Origin of the sequence: Paenibacillus aurantiacus, from assembly GCF_042431225.1 — a bacterium.
Lineage (GTDB): Bacteria > Bacillota > Bacilli > Paenibacillales > Paenibacillaceae > Paenibacillus_Z > Paenibacillus_Z aurantiacus.
Genome location: NZ_JBHMDO010000047.1, coordinates 265,255 through 284,121, shown reverse-complemented (window position 1 = coordinate 284,121; position 18,867 = coordinate 265,255). Strand labels below are relative to the sequence as shown.

24 protein-coding genes are annotated in these 18,867 nt (G+C 52.8%); all 24 read left to right on the top strand.

Annotated elements, in window-relative coordinates:
- Positions 1-8 precede the first annotated feature (8 nt).
- Positions 9-308: an HNH endonuclease gene (locus ACFFSY_RS29555; RefSeq protein ID WP_377500990.1), complete on the top strand. Its 300-nt coding sequence runs from the start codon at positions 9-11 to the stop codon at positions 306-308.
- A 167-nt stretch (positions 309-475) separates the two neighbouring features.
- Positions 476-1,075 (top strand): hypothetical protein, encoded by a 600-nt coding sequence (locus ACFFSY_RS29550; RefSeq protein WP_377500988.1) that lies wholly within the window; start codon positions 476-478, stop codon positions 1,073-1,075.
- A gap of 87 nt (positions 1,076-1,162) precedes the next feature.
- Entirely contained in the window at positions 1,163-1,348 is a 186-nt protein-coding gene (locus ACFFSY_RS29545) for a hypothetical protein (RefSeq protein WP_377500986.1), read from the top strand.
- Positions 1,349-1,423: 75 nt separating this feature from the next.
- Positions 1,424-1,933, top strand: a complete 510-nt coding sequence (locus ACFFSY_RS29540; RefSeq protein ID WP_377500984.1) for a hypothetical protein — start codon at positions 1,424-1,426, stop codon at positions 1,931-1,933.
- Between the two features lie 141 nt (positions 1,934-2,074).
- On the top strand, positions 2,075-2,620 hold the full coding sequence (locus ACFFSY_RS29535; protein ID WP_377500982.1) for a hypothetical protein: 546 nt from the start codon (positions 2,075-2,077) through the stop codon (positions 2,618-2,620).
- A 217-nt stretch (positions 2,621-2,837) separates the two neighbouring features.
- Complete coding sequence (locus tag ACFFSY_RS29530; protein ID WP_377500980.1) at positions 2,838-3,254, top strand: hypothetical protein; 417 nt, start codon at positions 2,838-2,840, stop codon at positions 3,252-3,254.
- Complete coding sequence (locus tag ACFFSY_RS29525) at positions 3,251-4,951, top strand: terminase large subunit (protein WP_377500978.1); 1,701 nt, start codon at positions 3,251-3,253, stop codon at positions 4,949-4,951. The genes ACFFSY_RS29530 and ACFFSY_RS29525 overlap by 4 nt, the downstream gene beginning before the upstream one ends.
- A gap of 71 nt (positions 4,952-5,022) precedes the next feature.
- Positions 5,023-5,775: an HNH endonuclease gene (locus ACFFSY_RS29520; protein ID WP_377500976.1), complete on the top strand. Its 753-nt coding sequence runs from the start codon at positions 5,023-5,025 to the stop codon at positions 5,773-5,775.
- A gap of 29 nt (positions 5,776-5,804) precedes the next feature.
- The gene (locus ACFFSY_RS29515) at positions 5,805-7,031 is read left to right on the top strand and encodes a phage portal protein (RefSeq protein ID WP_377501560.1); all 1,227 of its coding nucleotides are present in this window, start codon (positions 5,805-5,807) and stop codon (positions 7,029-7,031) included.
- Positions 7,012-7,632 carry an HK97 family phage prohead protease gene (locus ACFFSY_RS29510; RefSeq protein ID WP_377500974.1) on the top strand — a complete coding sequence of 207 codons (621 nt, stop codon included), beginning with the start codon at positions 7,012-7,014 and terminating at the stop codon, positions 7,630-7,632. Before ACFFSY_RS29515 ends, ACFFSY_RS29510 begins: the two co-directional genes overlap by 20 nt.
- 25 nt (positions 7,633-7,657) lie before the next feature.
- Positions 7,658-8,893: a phage major capsid protein gene (locus ACFFSY_RS29505; protein ID WP_377500972.1), complete on the top strand. Its 1,236-nt coding sequence runs from the start codon at positions 7,658-7,660 to the stop codon at positions 8,891-8,893.
- Between the two features lie 26 nt (positions 8,894-8,919).
- Entirely contained in the window at positions 8,920-9,387 is a 468-nt protein-coding gene (locus ACFFSY_RS29500) for a hypothetical protein (protein ID WP_377500970.1), read from the top strand.
- Between the two features lie 12 nt (positions 9,388-9,399).
- Positions 9,400-9,684 carry a head-tail connector protein gene (locus ACFFSY_RS29495; RefSeq protein WP_377500968.1) on the top strand — a complete coding sequence of 95 codons (285 nt, stop codon included), beginning with the start codon at positions 9,400-9,402 and terminating at the stop codon, positions 9,682-9,684.
- A complete protein-coding gene (locus ACFFSY_RS29490) occupies positions 9,681-9,992 on the top strand; it encodes a phage head closure protein (RefSeq protein WP_377500966.1) in 312 nt (103 codons plus the stop codon). Before ACFFSY_RS29495 ends, ACFFSY_RS29490 begins: the two co-directional genes overlap by 4 nt.
- A 30-nt stretch (positions 9,993-10,022) precedes the next feature.
- Positions 10,023-10,442 (top strand): HK97-gp10 family putative phage morphogenesis protein, encoded by a 420-nt coding sequence (locus ACFFSY_RS29485; protein WP_377500964.1) that lies wholly within the window; start codon positions 10,023-10,025, stop codon positions 10,440-10,442.
- Positions 10,443-10,447: 5 nt separating this feature from the next.
- Positions 10,448-10,828: a tail completion protein gp17 gene (gp17, locus tag ACFFSY_RS29480; RefSeq protein ID WP_377500962.1), complete on the top strand. Its 381-nt coding sequence runs from the start codon at positions 10,448-10,450 to the stop codon at positions 10,826-10,828.
- 12 nt (positions 10,829-10,840) lie between these two features.
- Positions 10,841-11,257, top strand: coding sequence for a phage tail tube protein (locus tag ACFFSY_RS29475; protein WP_377500960.1), 417 nt, complete (start codon positions 10,841-10,843; stop codon positions 11,255-11,257).
- A gap of 62 nt (positions 11,258-11,319) precedes the next feature.
- The gene (locus ACFFSY_RS29470) at positions 11,320-11,691 is read left to right on the top strand and encodes a hypothetical protein (RefSeq protein ID WP_377500958.1); all 372 of its coding nucleotides are present in this window, start codon (positions 11,320-11,322) and stop codon (positions 11,689-11,691) included.
- A 47-nt stretch (positions 11,692-11,738) separates the two neighbouring features.
- Entirely contained in the window at positions 11,739-12,011 is a 273-nt protein-coding gene (locus ACFFSY_RS29465; protein WP_377500956.1) for a hypothetical protein, read from the top strand.
- Complete coding sequence (locus ACFFSY_RS29460) at positions 12,012-14,678, top strand: hypothetical protein (protein ID WP_377500954.1); 2,667 nt, start codon at positions 12,012-12,014, stop codon at positions 14,676-14,678.
- A 13-nt stretch (positions 14,679-14,691) separates the two neighbouring features.
- Entirely contained in the window at positions 14,692-15,042 is a 351-nt protein-coding gene (locus tag ACFFSY_RS29455) for a DUF6711 family protein (protein ID WP_377500952.1), read from the top strand.
- 13 nt (positions 15,043-15,055) lie between these two features.
- A complete protein-coding gene (locus tag ACFFSY_RS29450; protein WP_377500950.1) occupies positions 15,056-16,618 on the top strand; it encodes a hypothetical protein in 1,563 nt (520 codons plus the stop codon).
- Complete coding sequence (locus tag ACFFSY_RS29445; protein ID WP_377500948.1) at positions 16,619-17,026, top strand: hypothetical protein; 408 nt, start codon at positions 16,619-16,621, stop codon at positions 17,024-17,026.
- Positions 17,026-17,838 carry a hypothetical protein gene (locus ACFFSY_RS29440; RefSeq protein WP_377500946.1) on the top strand — a complete coding sequence of 271 codons (813 nt, stop codon included), beginning with the start codon at positions 17,026-17,028 and terminating at the stop codon, positions 17,836-17,838. The genes ACFFSY_RS29445 and ACFFSY_RS29440 overlap by 1 nt, the downstream gene beginning before the upstream one ends.
- The last annotated feature ends 1,029 nt before the right edge of the window (positions 17,839-18,867 follow it).

The window sequence follows — 18,867 nt, the reverse complement described above, 5'->3', positions numbered from 1 at the left end:
TGAGACGTATGAAGCCATGGGCTCGCAGCTTCTATAACAGCACCGCCTGGAAGAAGTGTCGGGCCTCGTATATTACCTTGGTCCACGGTATATGCGAGCGCTGCCCGCGGCCGGGTCATATCGTCCATCACAAGAAGTATCTGACGCCGGAGAACATCAACAATCCGGCCGTATCGCTGAACCACGCGCTGCTTGAATACCTCTGCCAGGACTGCCACAACAAAGAACATCACGGCTGCTCGGAGCCGGTGATACGGGAAGGGCTAGCTTTTGACAAGTACGGGAACTTGGTACGAATAGAGGAATGACCGTCTGGGACGGCTTAAATTACTCATTTATGATTTGCGTCATGGGAATATAACAGAGACGTAATTTTATGTCGATATAGAAAATAGATAATGTGAGCATTTCTTACTCTTCAGAAGGGATTGTTCAAGCCAAGCACAGCAAAGAAAAAGTAGGAGTGGAATTGTAAATGGAACAAAGTGGGCAACAGAAAGTTTCAACAGAAGGCACGGACGGTAAAGAGGTTAAATCAACAGCAAGAGTTAAACAGAGAAACTATGAAGGAATTACTCTACTGTTGACATTTTTGGGGATTTTGGTGAATGGGGTGTTTAGTTACTACCTATACAAAGTGTCGCAAGCTAGTGCGATAGCTGCAGAAAGAAGTGCGGAAGTTGCAGAAGTAACTCTTCAGTGGCAAATACAAAGAGAAGTGGAAGAAGTAAGAGAGAAGGTTGATTACATTTATGAAGCTGTAGCAAGTCAGGTGACAAAGTTTGATGTATCGACAATACAGACTGCATTTCAGATTGAAGCTCCAGAAGCTGATAAAATGGTGTATTTTACAAAAACCCAACAAGCAGGAATTAATGAGATATGGAGTTTGTACCATAATTACGCTGGTACATATTGGTTTGAGCATCATGGCGGGTTGGGTGGATGGAAGATGATGGGCACCGAACAATTGGTGAGAGAGGAATCGAGAAAACTTGCCCTAAGAATAAAAGAGCTGAAGGATCAATTGTTCTTCTTGCCTAATTCTATTGAGGACGATGGGCTAAAAGAATAGTGATTAGCTAGTTGACTGGATACGAATGATGAAGGTCACTCAGTTGCGAGTGGCTTTTTTGTTGCAACGAAAAGGAGCTGATGAAGCATGAAGCGTTCTGAAATTAAGGAAGGCAGCACATACGATAATGGCAGCAAAGGGAAATGGAACACGCAGCGTACGGTCGATAAGGTCGATGGCGACGAAGTGCACTATTCGGTAACCGTCGGCCGTGACCTCGGAAAGAAAGGAAAGATGAAGAAGGCGAGCCTGGCTATCTGGGATAGTGCGTGAGATTAGGAGGGATAAAAAAAATGTAAGTGGTATAATCACATTTGGAGTGAATTCTCATATGGGGTGTGGAAGTAGATGAATTATCAAAATGCTATTCTGTTTCAGAAGCTGTTTTTGGAGTTGGTTTCAGCTGGAAGAGATTTAGAATGGTTTCATGGCACTACTCTAGCAAATGCAACTTCGATTCAAGCTGCCGGGTTATCTAATATTCCTTTTGGAACAAATGGAGGAAGTAATTTAGGCAATGCTTTCTACGTTTCTAATAGTATAAATGAGGCAATGAAATACACAACTGTTAGTCCGTCGAGTTACGGACATAACACTGCTAATGCACCAACGGGAGCTATCTTAGTATACACATTAAAGAATTATGCGGGAGTACTCCTAGATGACAACAGCAGTCATGCTAAGCGGATGGAACAAATAAAAAAAGAACCAGACTTTACTACAATGCATGATTGGGCCTCGAAAAACAACATTTCAGCATACGGTTTCATGGGGTTCCCCCGGAATGACTTTAGAATCAAGCTAGCTGTCTACGATACGAGAATTTTAGAATTAAAACATGTATTAGAAGTAAAATAAAGTGTGAGTTGTTAGAACCGCTGTTTTATAGTGGTTTTTTTCTAAAAGACTCAAGAGAGTATTTTGCCTACGTGCTCTGGAACCTGGTATTTCCATTACCGTAGAATATGCCTATACATTAGAGTGAAGGCGGTATGGGTCATGTCATTATTCGATTGGCGGTTTACCTTCGATTTAGGCGGCTTCTCAGGTGGGATAATAGGTGCCTTATTTGCTTGGTTGGTAGCATGGTGGACAATAAAGAATCAAAACAAAAAAGAAGTACCGACAATTAACAAGAAAAGATATGAATTGATTATTAAGATTCAAATTATTCTACGGGATGGATTAAATGATATCTGCACTGTAGAGTTGGATCTTGGTCGTGAGAACTTAGTTAACCTGAACGACAAAGGGTGGAATGTGTATAACAACGTCCGTCACTTGTTACCTGAAGCAATCGAGACGGATGTAATAATCCACGATAGGTTCGTAAGTTTTTCTGATGAACTACTCAAGTTGATTCTAAAGTTCGCCGATCATATCAAAGACAAAGAGTCTGCTGCGAACCAGGAATATTGCAAAGAGTTCGCGGAAGCATTTAGGAATCTTGCCCTTCAGATGAGTCACGACGGGGGAAGAACCATAAGCCAGATTAGAACTGTGATGGCTAATAAGAAACCTTGGTGGAAAAGAGTAAAGAAGTAACTCATACAGCTCTCGATATGGATTATCCCATGCGAGAGTTTTTTTGTTGGAAAAGTGTTGACATTCGGCATTGCTTTAGTGCAGTAAAGCAGTGATTTTTCGATGGGTACCCCCCTATCAAAAAGTAAGTGGAGGGGTTCGAAGAGACCGTCGTCCCCCATTCAAAGAATACACAGGGCGCGCGCATGACCCCCCTCCCCCAAAGTGAGGTGATTTTATGGCGGAGAAGACTAAGAAAACTAAAGAGGAATTAGCGGCAAGTCGGGCGAAAGCGGGACGAAAACGGAAGATTACTCTGGAGGAGAAGCGACTTCGCCAGATATACGAGAAGATCCCGAAAGAGCAGATGGCGATAGCTGATGGCCTCATCCGGCGCGCGGCCTTCATGCGCGTAACCTTGGAGGGATACGAAGATGACCTTGGAGATAAAGGTTCCGTCGAGATGTTTAGCCAATCGGATAAGGCTGCTCCTTATGAGCGAGAACGACCCGTAGCCCGGCTTTACAATTCCCTCAACAGCAACTACCAGAAGATCATCAAGCAGCTGACCGACTTGTTGCCGAAGCCGGAAGAGGGGACGGCGGGAAAGGGTGAGGTCGACGATGGGTTCGAAGACTTCGAGGCGAAGCGATGAGCGCGCTTCGTAAGGAGTACCCGTTAGCCTATAATCCGATCCTTGACTATTGGGGACAGATTGAGCGCGGCGACGTAACGGTAGGGGACAAGGTCAGGCGAATTTACCATAAGCTCGCGGCTGATGTTTATGATCAAGATAGCGAGTACGAGTATTCACCAAGCCATGCCAACCACGCGATCGAGTTCATCGAGAATTACTGCAAGCACTCGAAAGGCAAATGGGGCGGCAAGCCGATCGACCTGGAGCTCTGGCAACAGGCTTTCCTTGCGGCCACCTTCGGATTTATACACAAAATTGACGGCACCCGCAAACATCGCGAGGTGCTTTTAGTCGTTGCCCGCAAGAATGGGAAATCGACTATTGCGTCCGGTATCGGGCTGTATCTAATGATTTGCGACCAGGAGCCTGGCGCCGAGGTTTATGCCTGCGCAACGAAGAAAGATCAGGCAAAGCTCGTATGGCTCGAAGCTAAGCGAATGGTTACCAAGTCGCCGGCGCTCCGCAAGCGGATAAAGCCGCTTGTCGCGGAGATGGTCAGCAACTGGAACGACAGTACATTCAAGCCGCTTGGGGCCGATAGTGAAACACTAGACGGCCTGAACGTCTCTGGGGCGCTGCTCGACGAGATCCACGCCTGGAAAGACAAGAACCTGTACGACGTCATCGTCGACGGCACCAGTTCTCGGGAGCAGCCGCTGATCGTCATGATAACGACAGCAGGCACTGTGCGGGAAGCCGTCTATGACTTGAAGTACGAGGAAGCCGAGATGCTACTCAACGGGCTCGACGATCCAGACGGTTACAAAGATGACCGGTTCTTGCCGATTATCTATGAACTCGATAACAGGAACGAATGGACGGACCCGGCACGTTGGCCTAAAGCGAATCCGGGCCTTGGCACGATCAAGAAGGTCGACCAGTTGGAGACTAAGGTCAAGAAGGCACAGGCTAACCCAATGTTGGTCAAGAACCTGCTGACGAAGGACTTCAATGTGCGGGAGACGTCGACGGAAGCATGGCTGTCGTTCGAGGAGTTGAACAACGAGGCAACATTTGACGTAAACGAGCTTGGCCTTACCTACGGCATCGGCGGCGCCGACTTGTCGGAGACAACGGACTTGACGGCCGCCAAAGTGATTGCGATGCGGCCGAACGACCCGACCGTCTATGTCTTACAAATGTATTGGTTGCCGGAAGACTTACTCGAGAAACGAGCGCAGGAGGACAAGATTCCTTATGATCTCTGGCACGATCGCGGCCTGCTTCGGACGACAGAGGGCAACCGGGTGCATCACAAGTACGTGACGGAATGGTTTGTCGAGATTCAGAACGAGTACGGCATATATATCCCGTGGGTCGGATATGATCGCTATTCCGCAGTCTACTGGGTGGAGGAGATGCAAGGCCACTTCGGTGGCAATGCGATGGAGCCGGTAGCGCAGGGCAAGGCGACGCTGTCCGGCCCGATGAAGCTACTGGGCGCTGATCTGGCGGCCAAGAAGGTGAACTACAACAATCACCCGATCGATAAGTGGTGCTTATCGAACACACACGTCGATCTCGACCAGAAGAACCAGACCATACAGCCGCATAAGGGTAAGAACCAGCGGCGGCGGATCGATGGGACAGCGGCACTCCTCAACGCTTACGTCGCGCTTGAGCGGCATCGTGAGGAGTACATGGGACTGATTTGAGAAACTCTCCAATCAAATACAAAAAGATGATATAATCTCCAGAAGTTTCTATTTCACTGGAGGGGATTATCTTGAGTAGCGATAGACCACGTGTACCATTACCAGTTGCTAGGTCATTAAGACAGGAGGCTGGGTTTGGGTGTGCATGTTGTGGTAATCCATTTGTCGAGTACCACCATATCGTCCCTTACGCAGTCGATCAACACTTCAGGGAGGCTGATATGCTCGCTCTCTGCCCGTACTGCCATCATGCTGCAAACATTGGGGCTATGACAGAGCATACGCAAAGGGAGCATAAACGAAATCCATATAATCTAAAAAACGGTCGAGCTACTGGTCAGTTATGGGTTAACCAAAGTGTATGCACTGTAAAATTGGGCTCTCTTGTATTTAGTAATAATGGCCGAATACTTGAGATAAATGGTGAACCAATTATTTCAATTGAAGCCTGCGAAGATGGAAGGGTAGAACTTTCTCTCACTTTATATGATGAACAGGATAACCTAATACTCCAAATTGTTAAAAACGAATGGATACATGGTGACGTAGGTGTTTGGGACTTTGAGTACGGCTTCAATAAGCTTACGCTTCGAACAAAACATAGAAGCATTGATCTACATATTGATGCTTCGAACCCTGGTTCCCCCATCTATATTCGTGCCGATCTTTGGAGGTTAGGTAAGGCCGTTCGAGTGAATAAACAGGGTGTTTATATAGATAGAAGCCTTAAAGAAAGACCATCCATTTCGGGTATATCATTCGACCGGATGTATATGAAGTTAGATTTTATCAATGATATTTATGGCTTGGAGGTTGACATTTAAGCGAAGGAGGAGGTGAGAGACGATTGGGAATGTTTCAGAAGACGTTCGGTCGGTTCGGGGGGGCGGTGGCCAATTCATTCCGCACACGATTCCTGAGCGGGTATACGCCAGTGTTCACCCCTTTCGGCGATGACACCTATGAGAGCGACGTCGTGCGGGCCACGGTTGATGCGATCGCGCGGAACGCGGCCAAGATCAAGGCCAGACACATCCGCCGCGTTGACGGCAAGGTCAAGCAGGTCGGCGGCAACATTGAGCGGTTTCTGAGCGTGCGGCCGAATCCAAAACAGAACGCCTACGCGTTTTGGTACAAGGTATTCACGCAGCTGCTGCTTCGCTCGAATGCATTCATACTGATCGATCGTGCCGGCCCAATGGAAGGGTATCGCATCCGCGGCTTCTACCCGGTCGACTGTGTGATGGCCGAGATGTTGGAAACGGCGAACGAATATTTTATCCGGTTCCGGATGCGATACGGGGAGACCTATACAGTGCCTTACGCCGACGTGATTCACTTGCGTCGGTTTTTCAACGTGGACCCGGATTTTGGCAGCGGAAACGAGAAGCCGCTGCTCCCGACGTTGGAACTGATCAACGCGACCAATCAAGGCATTATTAATGCGATTAAGTCGTCTGCTTTTGTTCGCGGAATATTGAAGTTCACAACGAACCTGAACCCGTTGGATAGAAAAAAACAGACGGAAGACTTCATTCGGGATTACCTCAATCCTGAGAACGGTGGCGGGATCGCGGCGACGGACGTGAAGGCAGACTTCACTCCGATGAATCCAGATCCGAAGATGATCGACGCGAAGCAGATGGAGTTGATCGAGCGGAAGGTTTATAACTACTTCGGCGTAAACCAGAAATTCATTAATGGCAGCTATACCGAGGAAGAATGGAATGCCATCTATGAATCGGTAATCGAACCGACCTTTGCGATCCAGACCAGTCTAGAGGCGACCATCAAGATTTTCAGCGACAACGAGCAGTATCACGGAAACGAGATCGTATTCGAAGCGAACCGGCTGCAGTACGCCAGCGCAAAGACAAAGCTCGAACTGCGCGAAATGGTCGACCGCGGCGCGATGACGCCGAATGAATGGCGCGAGGTGTTCAACATGGCACCGGTCGAAGGCGGCGACAAGCCGATCCGGCGTCTGGATACCGCTCAGGTCAACGAAGCACCGCCGGCCAAAGTGCCGTCGACTCCATCGAAGGGAGGTGAGGAAGAAGATGACGATGGGGATGAATGATCCGCGCCGTAAGGACCGCGATTACCGGGAATTCGAATTTGAGATCCGGGCAGCCGCGCTCGGCGAAGGAGACGACGCGGAAGAGGCACTGTACGTTGAGGGCTACGCGGTTCGCTTTAATGAGCCGACCGTGCTCTATGAATATGGGGACCAGCAATACAAGGAGAAGGTCCACCCGGACGCGCTCCGCGAGGCTGACATGACGGATGTGATTTTCAATTACAACCACGGCGGCAAGGTCATGGCACGCACGCGCAACAAGACGCTCGAGCTGAAGATCGATTCGAAAGGCTTGTTCATCCGGGCGCGCCTGGACGGTACCGAAGAGGGCCGTAAGCTTTATGAGGAGATCCGTGGCGGCTATATCGACCGCATGAGCTACGCCTATACGACCAAAGAGACCTCCTATGACTCTGAGACCCGCACACGTAACGTGCTGCGGATCAAAAAGGTCTACGACGTTTCGGCAGTCGATATCCCGGCGTACGACTCAACGTCGATCTCCGCGCGCTCTGCGTTCGAATCGGAGATCGAGAAAGAAAAGCAGGCTGCAGCCGCAGCCGAGAAACGCAAACGTCTCGCGCTAATGGCGCTACTCTAATACAAACCTGGGAGGGTTTCACGATATGAACAAACAAAAGAAATTCCGTTTCGCTCTGAATCTCCAAACGTTTTCTGGCGGCACAGAAGGACAGGCTCGGCTGAACGAAATCGAAACACGTAAAGCAGAGATCCGCTCTTTGCTCGAAGGCGATACTGAAATCGATGTAGATGCCTTGGAAACAGAACTCCGGTCTCTCCAGGCTGAAGAAAAAGAAGTGCGCTCCAGTGAACGTCGTGCCGCTCTGGCAGCCGGGATTCAAGATGGTACGATCGAACCGCGTCAGACGGGTAACCCATTCACGCCAGGCGATGCGCCTGATCCGGCCAAGGAAGCGCGCAGAGCACGCGAAGAACGGGGTAAGGCTCTTAAGGAGCAGCGCGCAGTAACAGTCGGCGCCTCCACGGTTGTTCTGCCGAAGCACTACGCTTCAGATATCCGGCCGACGTTCAACGAGGTATCGACACTCATCGACCGCGTCACGCATAAACCACTGCTTGGTGGTGAGAGCTTTGAACAGCCGTACATCAAGGGATACGGCACAGCCGATTACACAGCTGAAGGTGCGAACTACGCTGACGCTGAACCAGTATTCGGCAAGGCACAGATCAGCAAGGCGAAGATCACCGCTTATGCCGAGGACTCCGAGGAAATTCAAAAGCTGGCGGCAGCTGACTATGACAGCCATGTAATGGCAGGCGTCACGGTAGCGACTCGTAAGAAAATCACTCGTGAAATTCTGATTGGTGACGGCACGACGAACCACCTCGCAGGTATTTTCTCGGCGGCCGCGACTGCCATTGACGCAGCAACCGACTTGGAAGTGTCTGAGATCGATGAGTTCACACTCGACGAGATCCTGTTCTCCTACGGTGGTGACGAGGATGTTGAGGACGCTGCTGTTCTGATCCTGAACAAAAAGGACCTGAAGGCATTCGCGACGTTGCGTAACTCTGAGTCCAAAAAGGTCTATGACGTTAAGGCGAATGGTAACTCCGGCACGATCGACGGCGTTCCATATATCATCAACAGCGCCTGCAAAGCGGTCAGCGATGCGACGACGGCGACTGGCCAATACTCGATGGCATACGGTCCACTTTCCAACTACATGCTGACGATCTTCAGCGACATCGATGTTCAACGCTCGACAGATTACAAGTTCAAAACTGGCATGATTGCCCACCGTTCCAGTGTGTTCGTCGGTGGTAACGTCGTGACGAAGAACGGCTTCCTCCGCGTCAAGAAAGCAGCTGCGGTATAGAACCCAGAAGGGAACGGTGAGCATCCATGATTTACAGAGCAGTTGTTACGCGCGCGTTTCTGTGTAAGGTACAAGGCGTACATTTCCGTGTCGGCAGCGCGTACCTCTCGGCTGACCCGGCGCGCATTACCTATCTCCAGAGCGGCGGTTACCTCGGCAAAGAGGAACTCGAAGAACCTAATCAAGCATCGACCACGGCGAGCGACCAACTCCCTGCGGACGATGCTTTTTTAGTCCCGGAAGAAGTTACGCCAGGGGCAGGCGAAGCGGAGAGCGGCGAATCAGCCGCTCCGGCAGCCGAGTTGGTGGATCAGAACGACGAACCGCCGGCGGCGCCGGAGCAGGGCAGCGCGCAAGACGACGAACGCCTGGAGCATGTCGGCGGTGGATACTTCCTTCTGCCGAACGGTGAGAAGGTGCGCGGCAAGGAGAACGCGCTGCTAGCCCTCGAGGCGCTGGACGCCGCAGCGGCCGCCTTGCAGGACGAAGAATAGGAGGCGGGAGCCGTGGCATTCCTCGAGCAAGCGAAGAAGCACCTGCGCGTGAGCGTCGCGGCCTTCGATGACGAGATCGAAGGGTTGATCGAAGCGGCCATCGCCGACCTGACCCTATCCGGTGTGTTGCCGGAAAAAGCGAACGACGACACCGACCCTCTAATCAAGAGGGCGGTGTTTCTTTACGTGAAGGCCGGCTTCGGCTTCGACAACGCCGACGCGGATCGCTTCCACCAGTCGTACGATTCGCTCAAAGCGCACCTGACAATGGCAGAGGAATATACGGTGCCGTCATGATGTGGCGGGATGTTGTTTACTTGCTGACACCAGGTACGAAGACGCGCGATCAATACGGCGCTGAAGTTGTTGGCGAGCCGGTTCAGCGCGAGGTCATGGCGAACCGGAAGTCAGTCCGGCAGACCGAGTTCTACCAGGCACATGCCGTCGGAATTCGGCCGGAGATCGTCTTCGAGGTCCAAGCGATCGAATACCAGCAGGAGCAGACGTTAATCCACGAAGGAACGACCTATCACATCGTCCGCACATACTCCAAAAGCGGCGAGAAGCTGGAGCTAGTTTGCTCACGGACTTCCTTGGAGGGATGACAGATGCGGCGGCGATCAGGGATAGAAGGCATGACAGAACTGGAATCCATGATCAAGAAGCTCGAGAAGGTTCCGCAGAGGGTCGTCACCAAAGCAGCGAAGGCTGGGGCGAGTATCGCCTTCAAGGCTGCCAAGGCAAATGCACCTGTTGATCTAGGCGACCTGAAAGGCGCTTTGATTTTGAAGCCTGAACGCCGCACGAAGGTCGGTAAGAAGATGTACAACATCAAGCTCGACCCGGCCAAGAATGACATCTTCGTCAAGATCAGCAAGGAGGGCAAGCGCTTATACTACCCGGCATCCCAGGAATACGGTTTTCGGGTAGGAGAGAGCGGGTACATCCCGGGCTATCGTTACCTCAAGCGGGCCATCGACGGCAATAAGGAAGCGATCGAGACGAAGACGGTCGGCGTGGCGGTCAAAGAGATCGACAAGATCCTGAAGGGGTGAGTAGTTTGAGCTTTGAAAGCGCCCTGGTCGAGGAGTTTTTGGCTCTTCCGGATATAGGGATGAAGCTGTTTCCGCTCGCTGCGCCTGAGGGCACGAAAGCACCCTATGTCGTATACGGGGCGAGCCCGGGTCTACTGGTGAGCACGCTTAGCGGATACGGCAGCAATAAGTCACTCACGGTCGACATAAATGTTGTTTCCTCCACCTACGCGGGCATGAAGCAACACTCCGAGGCTGTTCTCGCTTTGCTCATCGGCTTCCAGGCGCGTGCAATTGGTGAAGATGGTCTCTTTATCCAACAATTGATTTTGGAGGAGCCTGACGAGGTTTATGACGACGATACACGACTTCATAAATGCGTCTTCTCCTTCACAGTTCACATATAAGGGGGAAAAACGATGGCAGAGGCAACACGTGCGCTAGGCACCAAATTAATGATCGGAACTAATGCGGTAGGCAATCTTTCCAGCATCGGCGGTATCGAGGCATCCGCTGAATCGATCGATGTAACGGCTCTTGATAGCTCCGGCGGCTACCGCCGCAAGATCGCGGGCTTCAAAGACGGCGGCGAGGTGTCCATTTCTGGATTCTTCGCACCGGACGACGTCGGCCAAGCGGCTATTTACGCCGCATTCGAGAGTGGGGCGACATCCTCGTACAAGATTGTTTTCCCGCCGTCGCTGAATGCACAATGGGAATTCAGTGGTGTCGTCACAGGCTTCTCCACGAGCGCAGAGCTCGAGGATGCACTGACGTTCGAGGCGACGATCACGGTATCCGGAGAGCCGATCCTCAATCTAGCGGTAACTCCGTAACTAATTTGGGCGGCCGGAGCGGGATTTCGTTCTGGCCTTATTAATATCCGGGAGGGAATGTAATGGCTGCAAATAACAACGACGTTGTAATCGTGGAGTTGGACAGACCGCGGGAACTGCGCTTCGGTCACAAAGCGTTGAAGCGTATGATGGCATTCACAGGGAAAAGCGTGGAGGAGATCGAGGGAGACAGTGACTTCGATATGGAGGAGTTGGAGACGATCTTCTTCCACGGACTCTCCAGGGACGCGCAAGAACACGGCGAGAATCTGACCCTCGACATGATGGAGGACATTCTCGACCATGCACCGAGCATGGGGTACCTGATGCAGAAAATGCAGGAGGCTTTCCAAATCGCGATGCGAGGTGTTGAGGGAAACATTCCGGCAGCTCCGAAGACGGTGGCACCGGCGGCGAAGCCGCGCAGGAGGTAGAACCTGTACCTTTCTGCTGGGAGACGTCTTTGCGGGCTGCCTTTGCTATGGGCATTCCTCTTCGCGATTACGACGATATGACCCCGCACGAGCTCGCGATATACATCGAGGAAAATCAGAAACGCGAGAAGTTCATGCACGATGAGCGCGTGACTCAAGCGTATCTGAACGCGGTTTTGCAGCGAGCCAAACGTATGCCGAAACTGGAAAAGCTAATCGGCAAAGCGCCGGCTAAGAAGAAGCCGATGACGGACAAGCAAATGCTCAACGTCATCCGCGCGTTGAACAAACAAATGGGCGGGAAGGAGGTGGGCGGATAAATGGCATTGGTACGGCAGTTGATGATCCGGGCCGGCGCAGACTTTTCTGCGATGCGTAAGGAGATGCAAAAGGCGCGTGCCGACCTGGAGCGTTTCAAAAGCGGCGTTGGCAAAGCCGTCGCTGGGATCGCGGCCACCCTCGCCACTCTCGGCGTTGGCATGGGCTTAGGGGCTGCTATGGGCGATGCGATTAAATTCGAAGCCTTGATGGGCACCCTCAGCGTCACGCTCGGTCGCAGTATCGATGATTTTAGAAAGTGGCAAAAGACCGTGGGCGACACAATGGGTTTCTCGAAACTAGAAGTAACCGAGATGGCGAATAACTACTCGCTACGACTAAAGTCGATCGCTAAGGACGAGAAGGATCTCTTCAACAAGACGACGGCACTAATCAAGGCGGCGGCGATTATTCGAAGCAAAACAGGGATGGCCTCGGCTGAGATTTCAGACCGCATGCGTTCCGCGATGAACCAAGAAGCAGACGGAGCTGACGAGCTAGGTGTGAACGTTCGTGTCTCTGCGATCCAGCAGTCGCAGGCATATAAGATGCTGGCGAATAACGCGCCGTGGGAACAGCTGAGTGAGCAGATGAAGAAGACCATCCTCTATCATCACATTCTGGACTCGACGACCAGCAACTTCGGTACCGAGATCGCTCAGAATACGGCTCTATTGAAAGGCGGATTCATTGCCGCCCTGAGCGACGCCAGGCTTGCGTTGGGACAGGCGTTCCTTCCAATCCTTAATATCGCGTTGCCGCTGCTTACCAGCTTGGCACGAGCAGCTGAGACGGCCTTTGTGAAATTCGCCGCTCTAATGCGGGCGCTCTTCCCGAAGGCCAATATCAAGGCAGGGGCGGCGCAGACCGCTACGATTGACTCCCAAACAGCGGCGGTCGATAGCTTAGGCGATGCGCACAAAGCAGCTGGTGACGCTGCGACGAAGGCCGGCAAAGACGCCAAAAAAGCGGCGGGTTCGCTCCTTGGATTCGACGAAGTAAACCTGCTGAAAGAGCCTGAGAGCGCAGGCGGCGGGGTAGACGATGCAGGAGCCGGCATGGATGGCACTGGCATCGATATGACTCCATATGAAGACCAGACTCTCGGTATCTCCGAGAAAGTCCAAGAGATGGCCGACAAGATCCGGAAGACATTGTCGGGAATTAGCTTTCAGCCGCTGATCGACAGCTTCAATCGTCTGAAAGCTGCTGTCGAGCCATTCACCATGGTTCTCTTCGAGGGATTGAAATGGTTTTGGGATAACATCCTCGTTCCGTTTGGTACATGGGCGATCCAAAGTCTGATTCCTGCATTTCTCAATTCGCTGGCCGGAGCCTTCACCGTACTCACCCCTTTGCTTAAGGCATTCCAGTCGATTGGCCTCTGGTTGTGGGAGAACTTCCTTCAGCCGATCGCCGTGTGGACCGGAGGGGTAATCGTATCCGTTCTGAATCAACTCGGCACGGCTTTGACCAGCATAGGTTCATGGATGACGGCCAACCAGTCGACGGTTACGACTATTACAGCAGCACTCGTGGGCTTTTTTGCTGTGTGGAAAACGGTTGAGTTGATGGCGTTCATCCAGACATCAGGCGGCGTTGCGGCGGCCTTCACACGGATGACAGCGGCGATCTGGGCAGCAACCGGCGCGAAGGTGGCTAATCTCGCGAAGACGGCCGCCTTAAACGTGATGTACGCCAAGGATTTAGTCGTCTCGCTGGCGGCGTCTGCCGCGGCGTTAGCCAAGAAGACCGCTGCATGGGTGGCGAGTACTGCCGCGATCGCAGCCAACAGGGTGGCGCTGGTAGCAAACAAAGCATTACTGATTGGCGATTTTGTAAAAGCAATGGCTACGGCTGCCGCTACGCTAGCGACGAACGCAGCAAGATGGGTTGCATCAACGACAGCGATGGTCGCGAACAAGGTAGCCATGGCAGCATCGACAATTGCGCAGGTAGCAATGACTGCCGCCATGGTCGCTTGGAATGTTGCGGCGGGCATTGGTACCGCTGTGACCACGGCCTTTAACACCGCTCTGGCAGTCCTCACGTCCCCGATCGGTTTGGTCATCGCGGCTGTAGCTGCCTTGGTGGCTGGTATTGTTCTGTTGGTCAAAAACTGGGACACGGTCAAAGAGACGGCGGCGACAGTGTGGGAAAGCATCAAGACTGTATGGTCGGTGGCCGCTGATTGGCTGAAGTCTAACGTTGTAAATCCGATTGCCAATCTGTTCGTCGGTCTGTTTAACGGCATCATTGACGGCATGAACTGGGTTGTCCGGGGGCTGAACAAAATCAAATTCGAATTTCCTGACTGGATTCCTGGTGTAGGCGGGAATAGCTTCGGTATCAATATCCCGGAGATGCCGCGGCTCCAGAAGCTGGCACGCGGTGGGATCGTCGACGGTGAGACCAACATGGGCAACTACATCGCGGGCGAGGCGGGCGCGGAGATGATCGTACCATTGGAGAATACTTCGTTTGTCGACAAGCTGGCCGGCGCGCTCGGCACGGCGGTCATGCACGCGATGCAATTCCAGCAGAACGGGGGTCATCGTAACGGAGATGTTGTGCTGAACATCGATGGTGCTGCTATCGCGCGCGCAATCGCTCCACATCTAGCCCGAGAGCAACGCCGGATCGGCGGTAGTATGATTCGAACGACGTAGGAGGCGAAGGCGCGTGGCGCTTATTTCGATTGCCGGGGTGGCGCTTCCCACCCCTTCGGATTACACGGTAAATATCGAAGACATCAATAATGTGGAAAGAAACGCTAAGGGCGACATGATTGGAGAACGAATCGCCGTAAAACGCAAAATCGAGCTCACCTGGAAGACCTTGACTGCGACGCAGGTACAGCAGGTTCTTAATGCCGTCAGTCCTTTGTTCTTCTCTGTCACCTATGTCGATCCTCAAACTGGTGGCAGCCGGACGGGGACTTTCTACGCTGGGGGCCGAACCTCCCCAATGATGGACTTCCAAAACGGCGTGCCGCGATATAAGGATGTCAAATTCAATTTGATTGAAAGGTAGGGTGGTGGTGCTCGTGTACGAGACGAGTCAGAAATTCAAGGCTGGCATTTACGCCCCCTACCGGGCTACGACTGGGCGGGTGACGTTCGATATCTCCGACGTGACTGCGGCCAGCGACGTGACCAGCATCACGACGTCTGGGGAGGCCGCGATCAGCAACAAGCAACAGCTGATCAACAAGAAGCGCACGACTAGCTCGCGCCTGGCGACGCTGGAGACGGACCGGTTCAAACTGGACGGCACGTTCACGTTCGCGGACGACACAATCGCCAACAACGGCGAAATGGGATTCTGTAGCAGCGTGCTCAGCGGCGCCAACGGAACTTTCGTGAGTTTTCCGACCCTGACATTCAACTTCGGCACGACGCACTCCAGCCTTGGCCTTACGATTACTTTCGATGCGGAGGAGTACGCGACCGACTTCACCGTGGCCGCCTACGCCGCTGACAACTCAGTCATTGCGACGGTCAACGTCACGGGCAACACGGACACGCTTTGCACGCCGATCGGCCAGCTGTACAACTACAAGAAAATCATCATCACGATTAAGAAGTGGTGCCGCAGCGACCGCCGCGCGCGGGTGCTCGAAGTCGACTTCGGCGTGGTCAGGGTCTACACGGACGACAACCTGGTCAGCATGGGACTGGTCGAGCAGATCGACCTGACGTCCGGCGAAATGCCGTCCCCGGAATTCACCTTCACAGTCGATAACAGCAGCCGCGAGTTCAACATCTTGAATCCAACCGGTTTCTACAAGTATTTGCAGGAACGACAGCAAGTGATTGCAGAAATCGGACTGGATATCGGCAACGGCAATTACGAGTATGTACCGATCGGAAACTATCTGCTGGCGGAATGGCGGAGCGATGAGGGTAGCATGACAGCGACGTTCACGGCACGGACCAACCTCGACACGATGGCCGAAACGGAGCACGAGAACCTTTCCCCTAGAGCGGGATACAACCTCTATCAAATGGCTGTCGACATGTTCGCGCTGTGCGGCGTGACCAACTACGATATTGATACTGCGTTACAGGACGTCGGCACACTCGGACTGGTCGAGCGGGCCAGCTGCAGGGACATCCTCCAGATGATTGCTATCGCCGGCCGCGCTGTCGTTTGGGTGACGCGGGAGAACGTGCTTACGATTCGTCGGCTCGGTGCCATGGGGACATCCGTAGACGCTATCGCGCTCGACAACCAGTACAACGAGGCGCAGATCAAACTGGAGAAGGCGACGGGGCAAGTGGTCGTATCTTACTGGACTAACCTCGATACATCGACAGACGTCACGGTCGCGGCACCAATCAAAGGAGATACGTTGAAGCTGGACGGCAATACGCTGATCAACACGGCGGGGCAAGCGGAGGCCGTCGCGAACTGGATACTGGCGCAGCGCGGCTATCGGGCAGCGTATCAATCCAACTGGCGCGGCAATCCGGCCCATGAGCTAGGCGATGTCATTACGATCGAGAACACATACGGGGCCGACATGAAGGTGTTTATCACGAAGAACGAGATCAACTACGCTGGTTATTTGTCGGCGAAGACGGAAGCGCGCGGGGCGGTGAACTAGATGGTATGGATTGTTCCAAAACTCGACTGGGGCGTGAATGACTCGATTAATGCGGAGGACTTCAACCGGATCGAGAGCAACCTAGCGACCGTGGCCACCTACCTGAATAGCATCCAATACACCATGCCGGCCATGACGTCGGTTACGGGCCGGACCAAGTCCAGTCTGCTCTTTCTCTCGGATATTAATCGAATCGAGCAAAACCTTGAAACAATCCGCACGAACTTCATCACGCCACAAGGGTACGAGCCAGGCAAGGTTTGGGCGCGCGGGTACGGCTTCGATTATTCGGACGCCAACCGACTGGAAGGAAACCTGATGCTCTTGTTTGCACTAGGCTTGTTAGTATACGACAATTTGCGCTACTGCGGAACGCAGACGTGCGGGGAAGGGGGGCCAATTTACTGATGACCTACATCAGAACGATCTGGAATGACCGCATAGTAGAAAATCCTTTGACTTACTACATGAGGGACAATGGCGGGAGTAATACAAACTTGTTGCCGCCGTTCACGGAATGGGAATTCAATCATCCAAGTTTTAACGCCGTGATCGATCCGCAGGATGATTACAAGCTGACAGCGAGCCCTAGCGCTAGTTTTCGTTGGGTTCAGGTTAAAGTCCAAGTCACGCCCAACACGGTTTATACGTTATCGACCCAAGAACGGTACGGTTATATCGCTGTTTTTAACGAAAGCATCACAGCGAGTTTACCGGGAGCAGCTTATAGAGCATCGGGAAACATCACATTCAACAGCGGTGAGCATAGCGTAGTTTTCGTGCTGTTCGGAAATTCGGGCGATGGTCCGGGCGCTTATTACATCACACATCCACAGCTAGAACAAGGCAGTGCGGCTACAATTTTTGGCCCGAGGAAGCATTACAAGTTAAGTCCGGCACCCGGAACGACGACTCAAGCCGGTACGCCGATCAACGCGGCCAATCTCAACAAGCTCGAGATTGGAGTTGAAGAGGCCCATGCAATGTTACTCGGACTTGATACTGATTCGGCGACGAACACCTACAATACGAACGGCCAGCTGTCGCAGACCGTAGAGAAGAAGGGAACGACAACGGTTAGAACGTCCACGTTCACATACAACCTGACCGACGGCAGCCTCGCGACTTACGCGATCAGCGGCAACGGTGTGACAGTCACGACGACCTACTCATATAACGGAGACGGCTCGCTTGCCGGTCACACCAAGTCATTCACTTAGGAGAAAGGGGGAAGATTCTAAATGGGGGACGGAGCAGAATTAGCACTTCTCACTCAGATCGGCGTAAACCAGGGGCGAAAGGTCGGTCCTTTATATGATCTGTACCGCGAGATGGTCCGGTGCGGTAAGGCAGCTACTAACCTCTCATATACCGCCTCGCAGACCTACACGTTAACGGACAACGTGATTATCGCCAACACGATCACCATTGCGGCAGGTGCTACAGTTAAGTTGCCGAATACGATCGAGCCAGCGATCATTGCATGCGATTCGCTGGTCCTGAATGGTACGATTCTAGCGGGAGCACCAGCAGCAGGTGGCTCGGGATTCGGCTCCAACGGAGGTGCAGGTGCAGGAGCTGTAATTATATTCGCTCGTTCGATTACTGGCACCGGCGCTGTAAGAGCGAACGGAGCGAACGGCGGCGCAGGCGTCGCGGGGGCGGCGAGCGGATCAGGCGGGGGAGGCAATGGCGGTTCAAGCTATTTTCAAGAAGTCACCAAGATTGGCGGCGGAAATTCGTTTGCTCATAATAATACTGCCGGATCTGGAGGCGAAGCTTCTCTTTCCTTGTTCAGCTCGCTAGGATTTCGATTTCCTCATTGGCTCGCAAAGATGGATACGAACCTGCTCATTTGTGGTGGAGGCGGGAGCGGCGGTAGTGGAAATGGAAATAACGGAGGAGGATGGAATCCCGGCGGCGGCGGGGGTGGATCTGTAGTAGCAAGCGGCGGGCGTGGCGGATCAGGTAACTCTGGTAATTATTCCTCAGCAGGTGCTGGAGGAGGAGGAGGTGGGCTTATTATTATGCTTAGTGAGAGCACGGTGCCTTCACTGACATTGGAAGCCAAAGGTGGAAATGGCGGGAATGGGTCTGACACATCAGCGGCTGCTGGGGGAGGCGGTGGTGCGGGTGGGGTTGTTAGCGTTATCGCTCCTGCAAGCAGTGCCTCAATGGTAGTCACGGGTGGGACAGCGGGAACAGGTTATGTCAGTTCAAACCAGCCCCTCCCACCTCTAGCTGGTGGC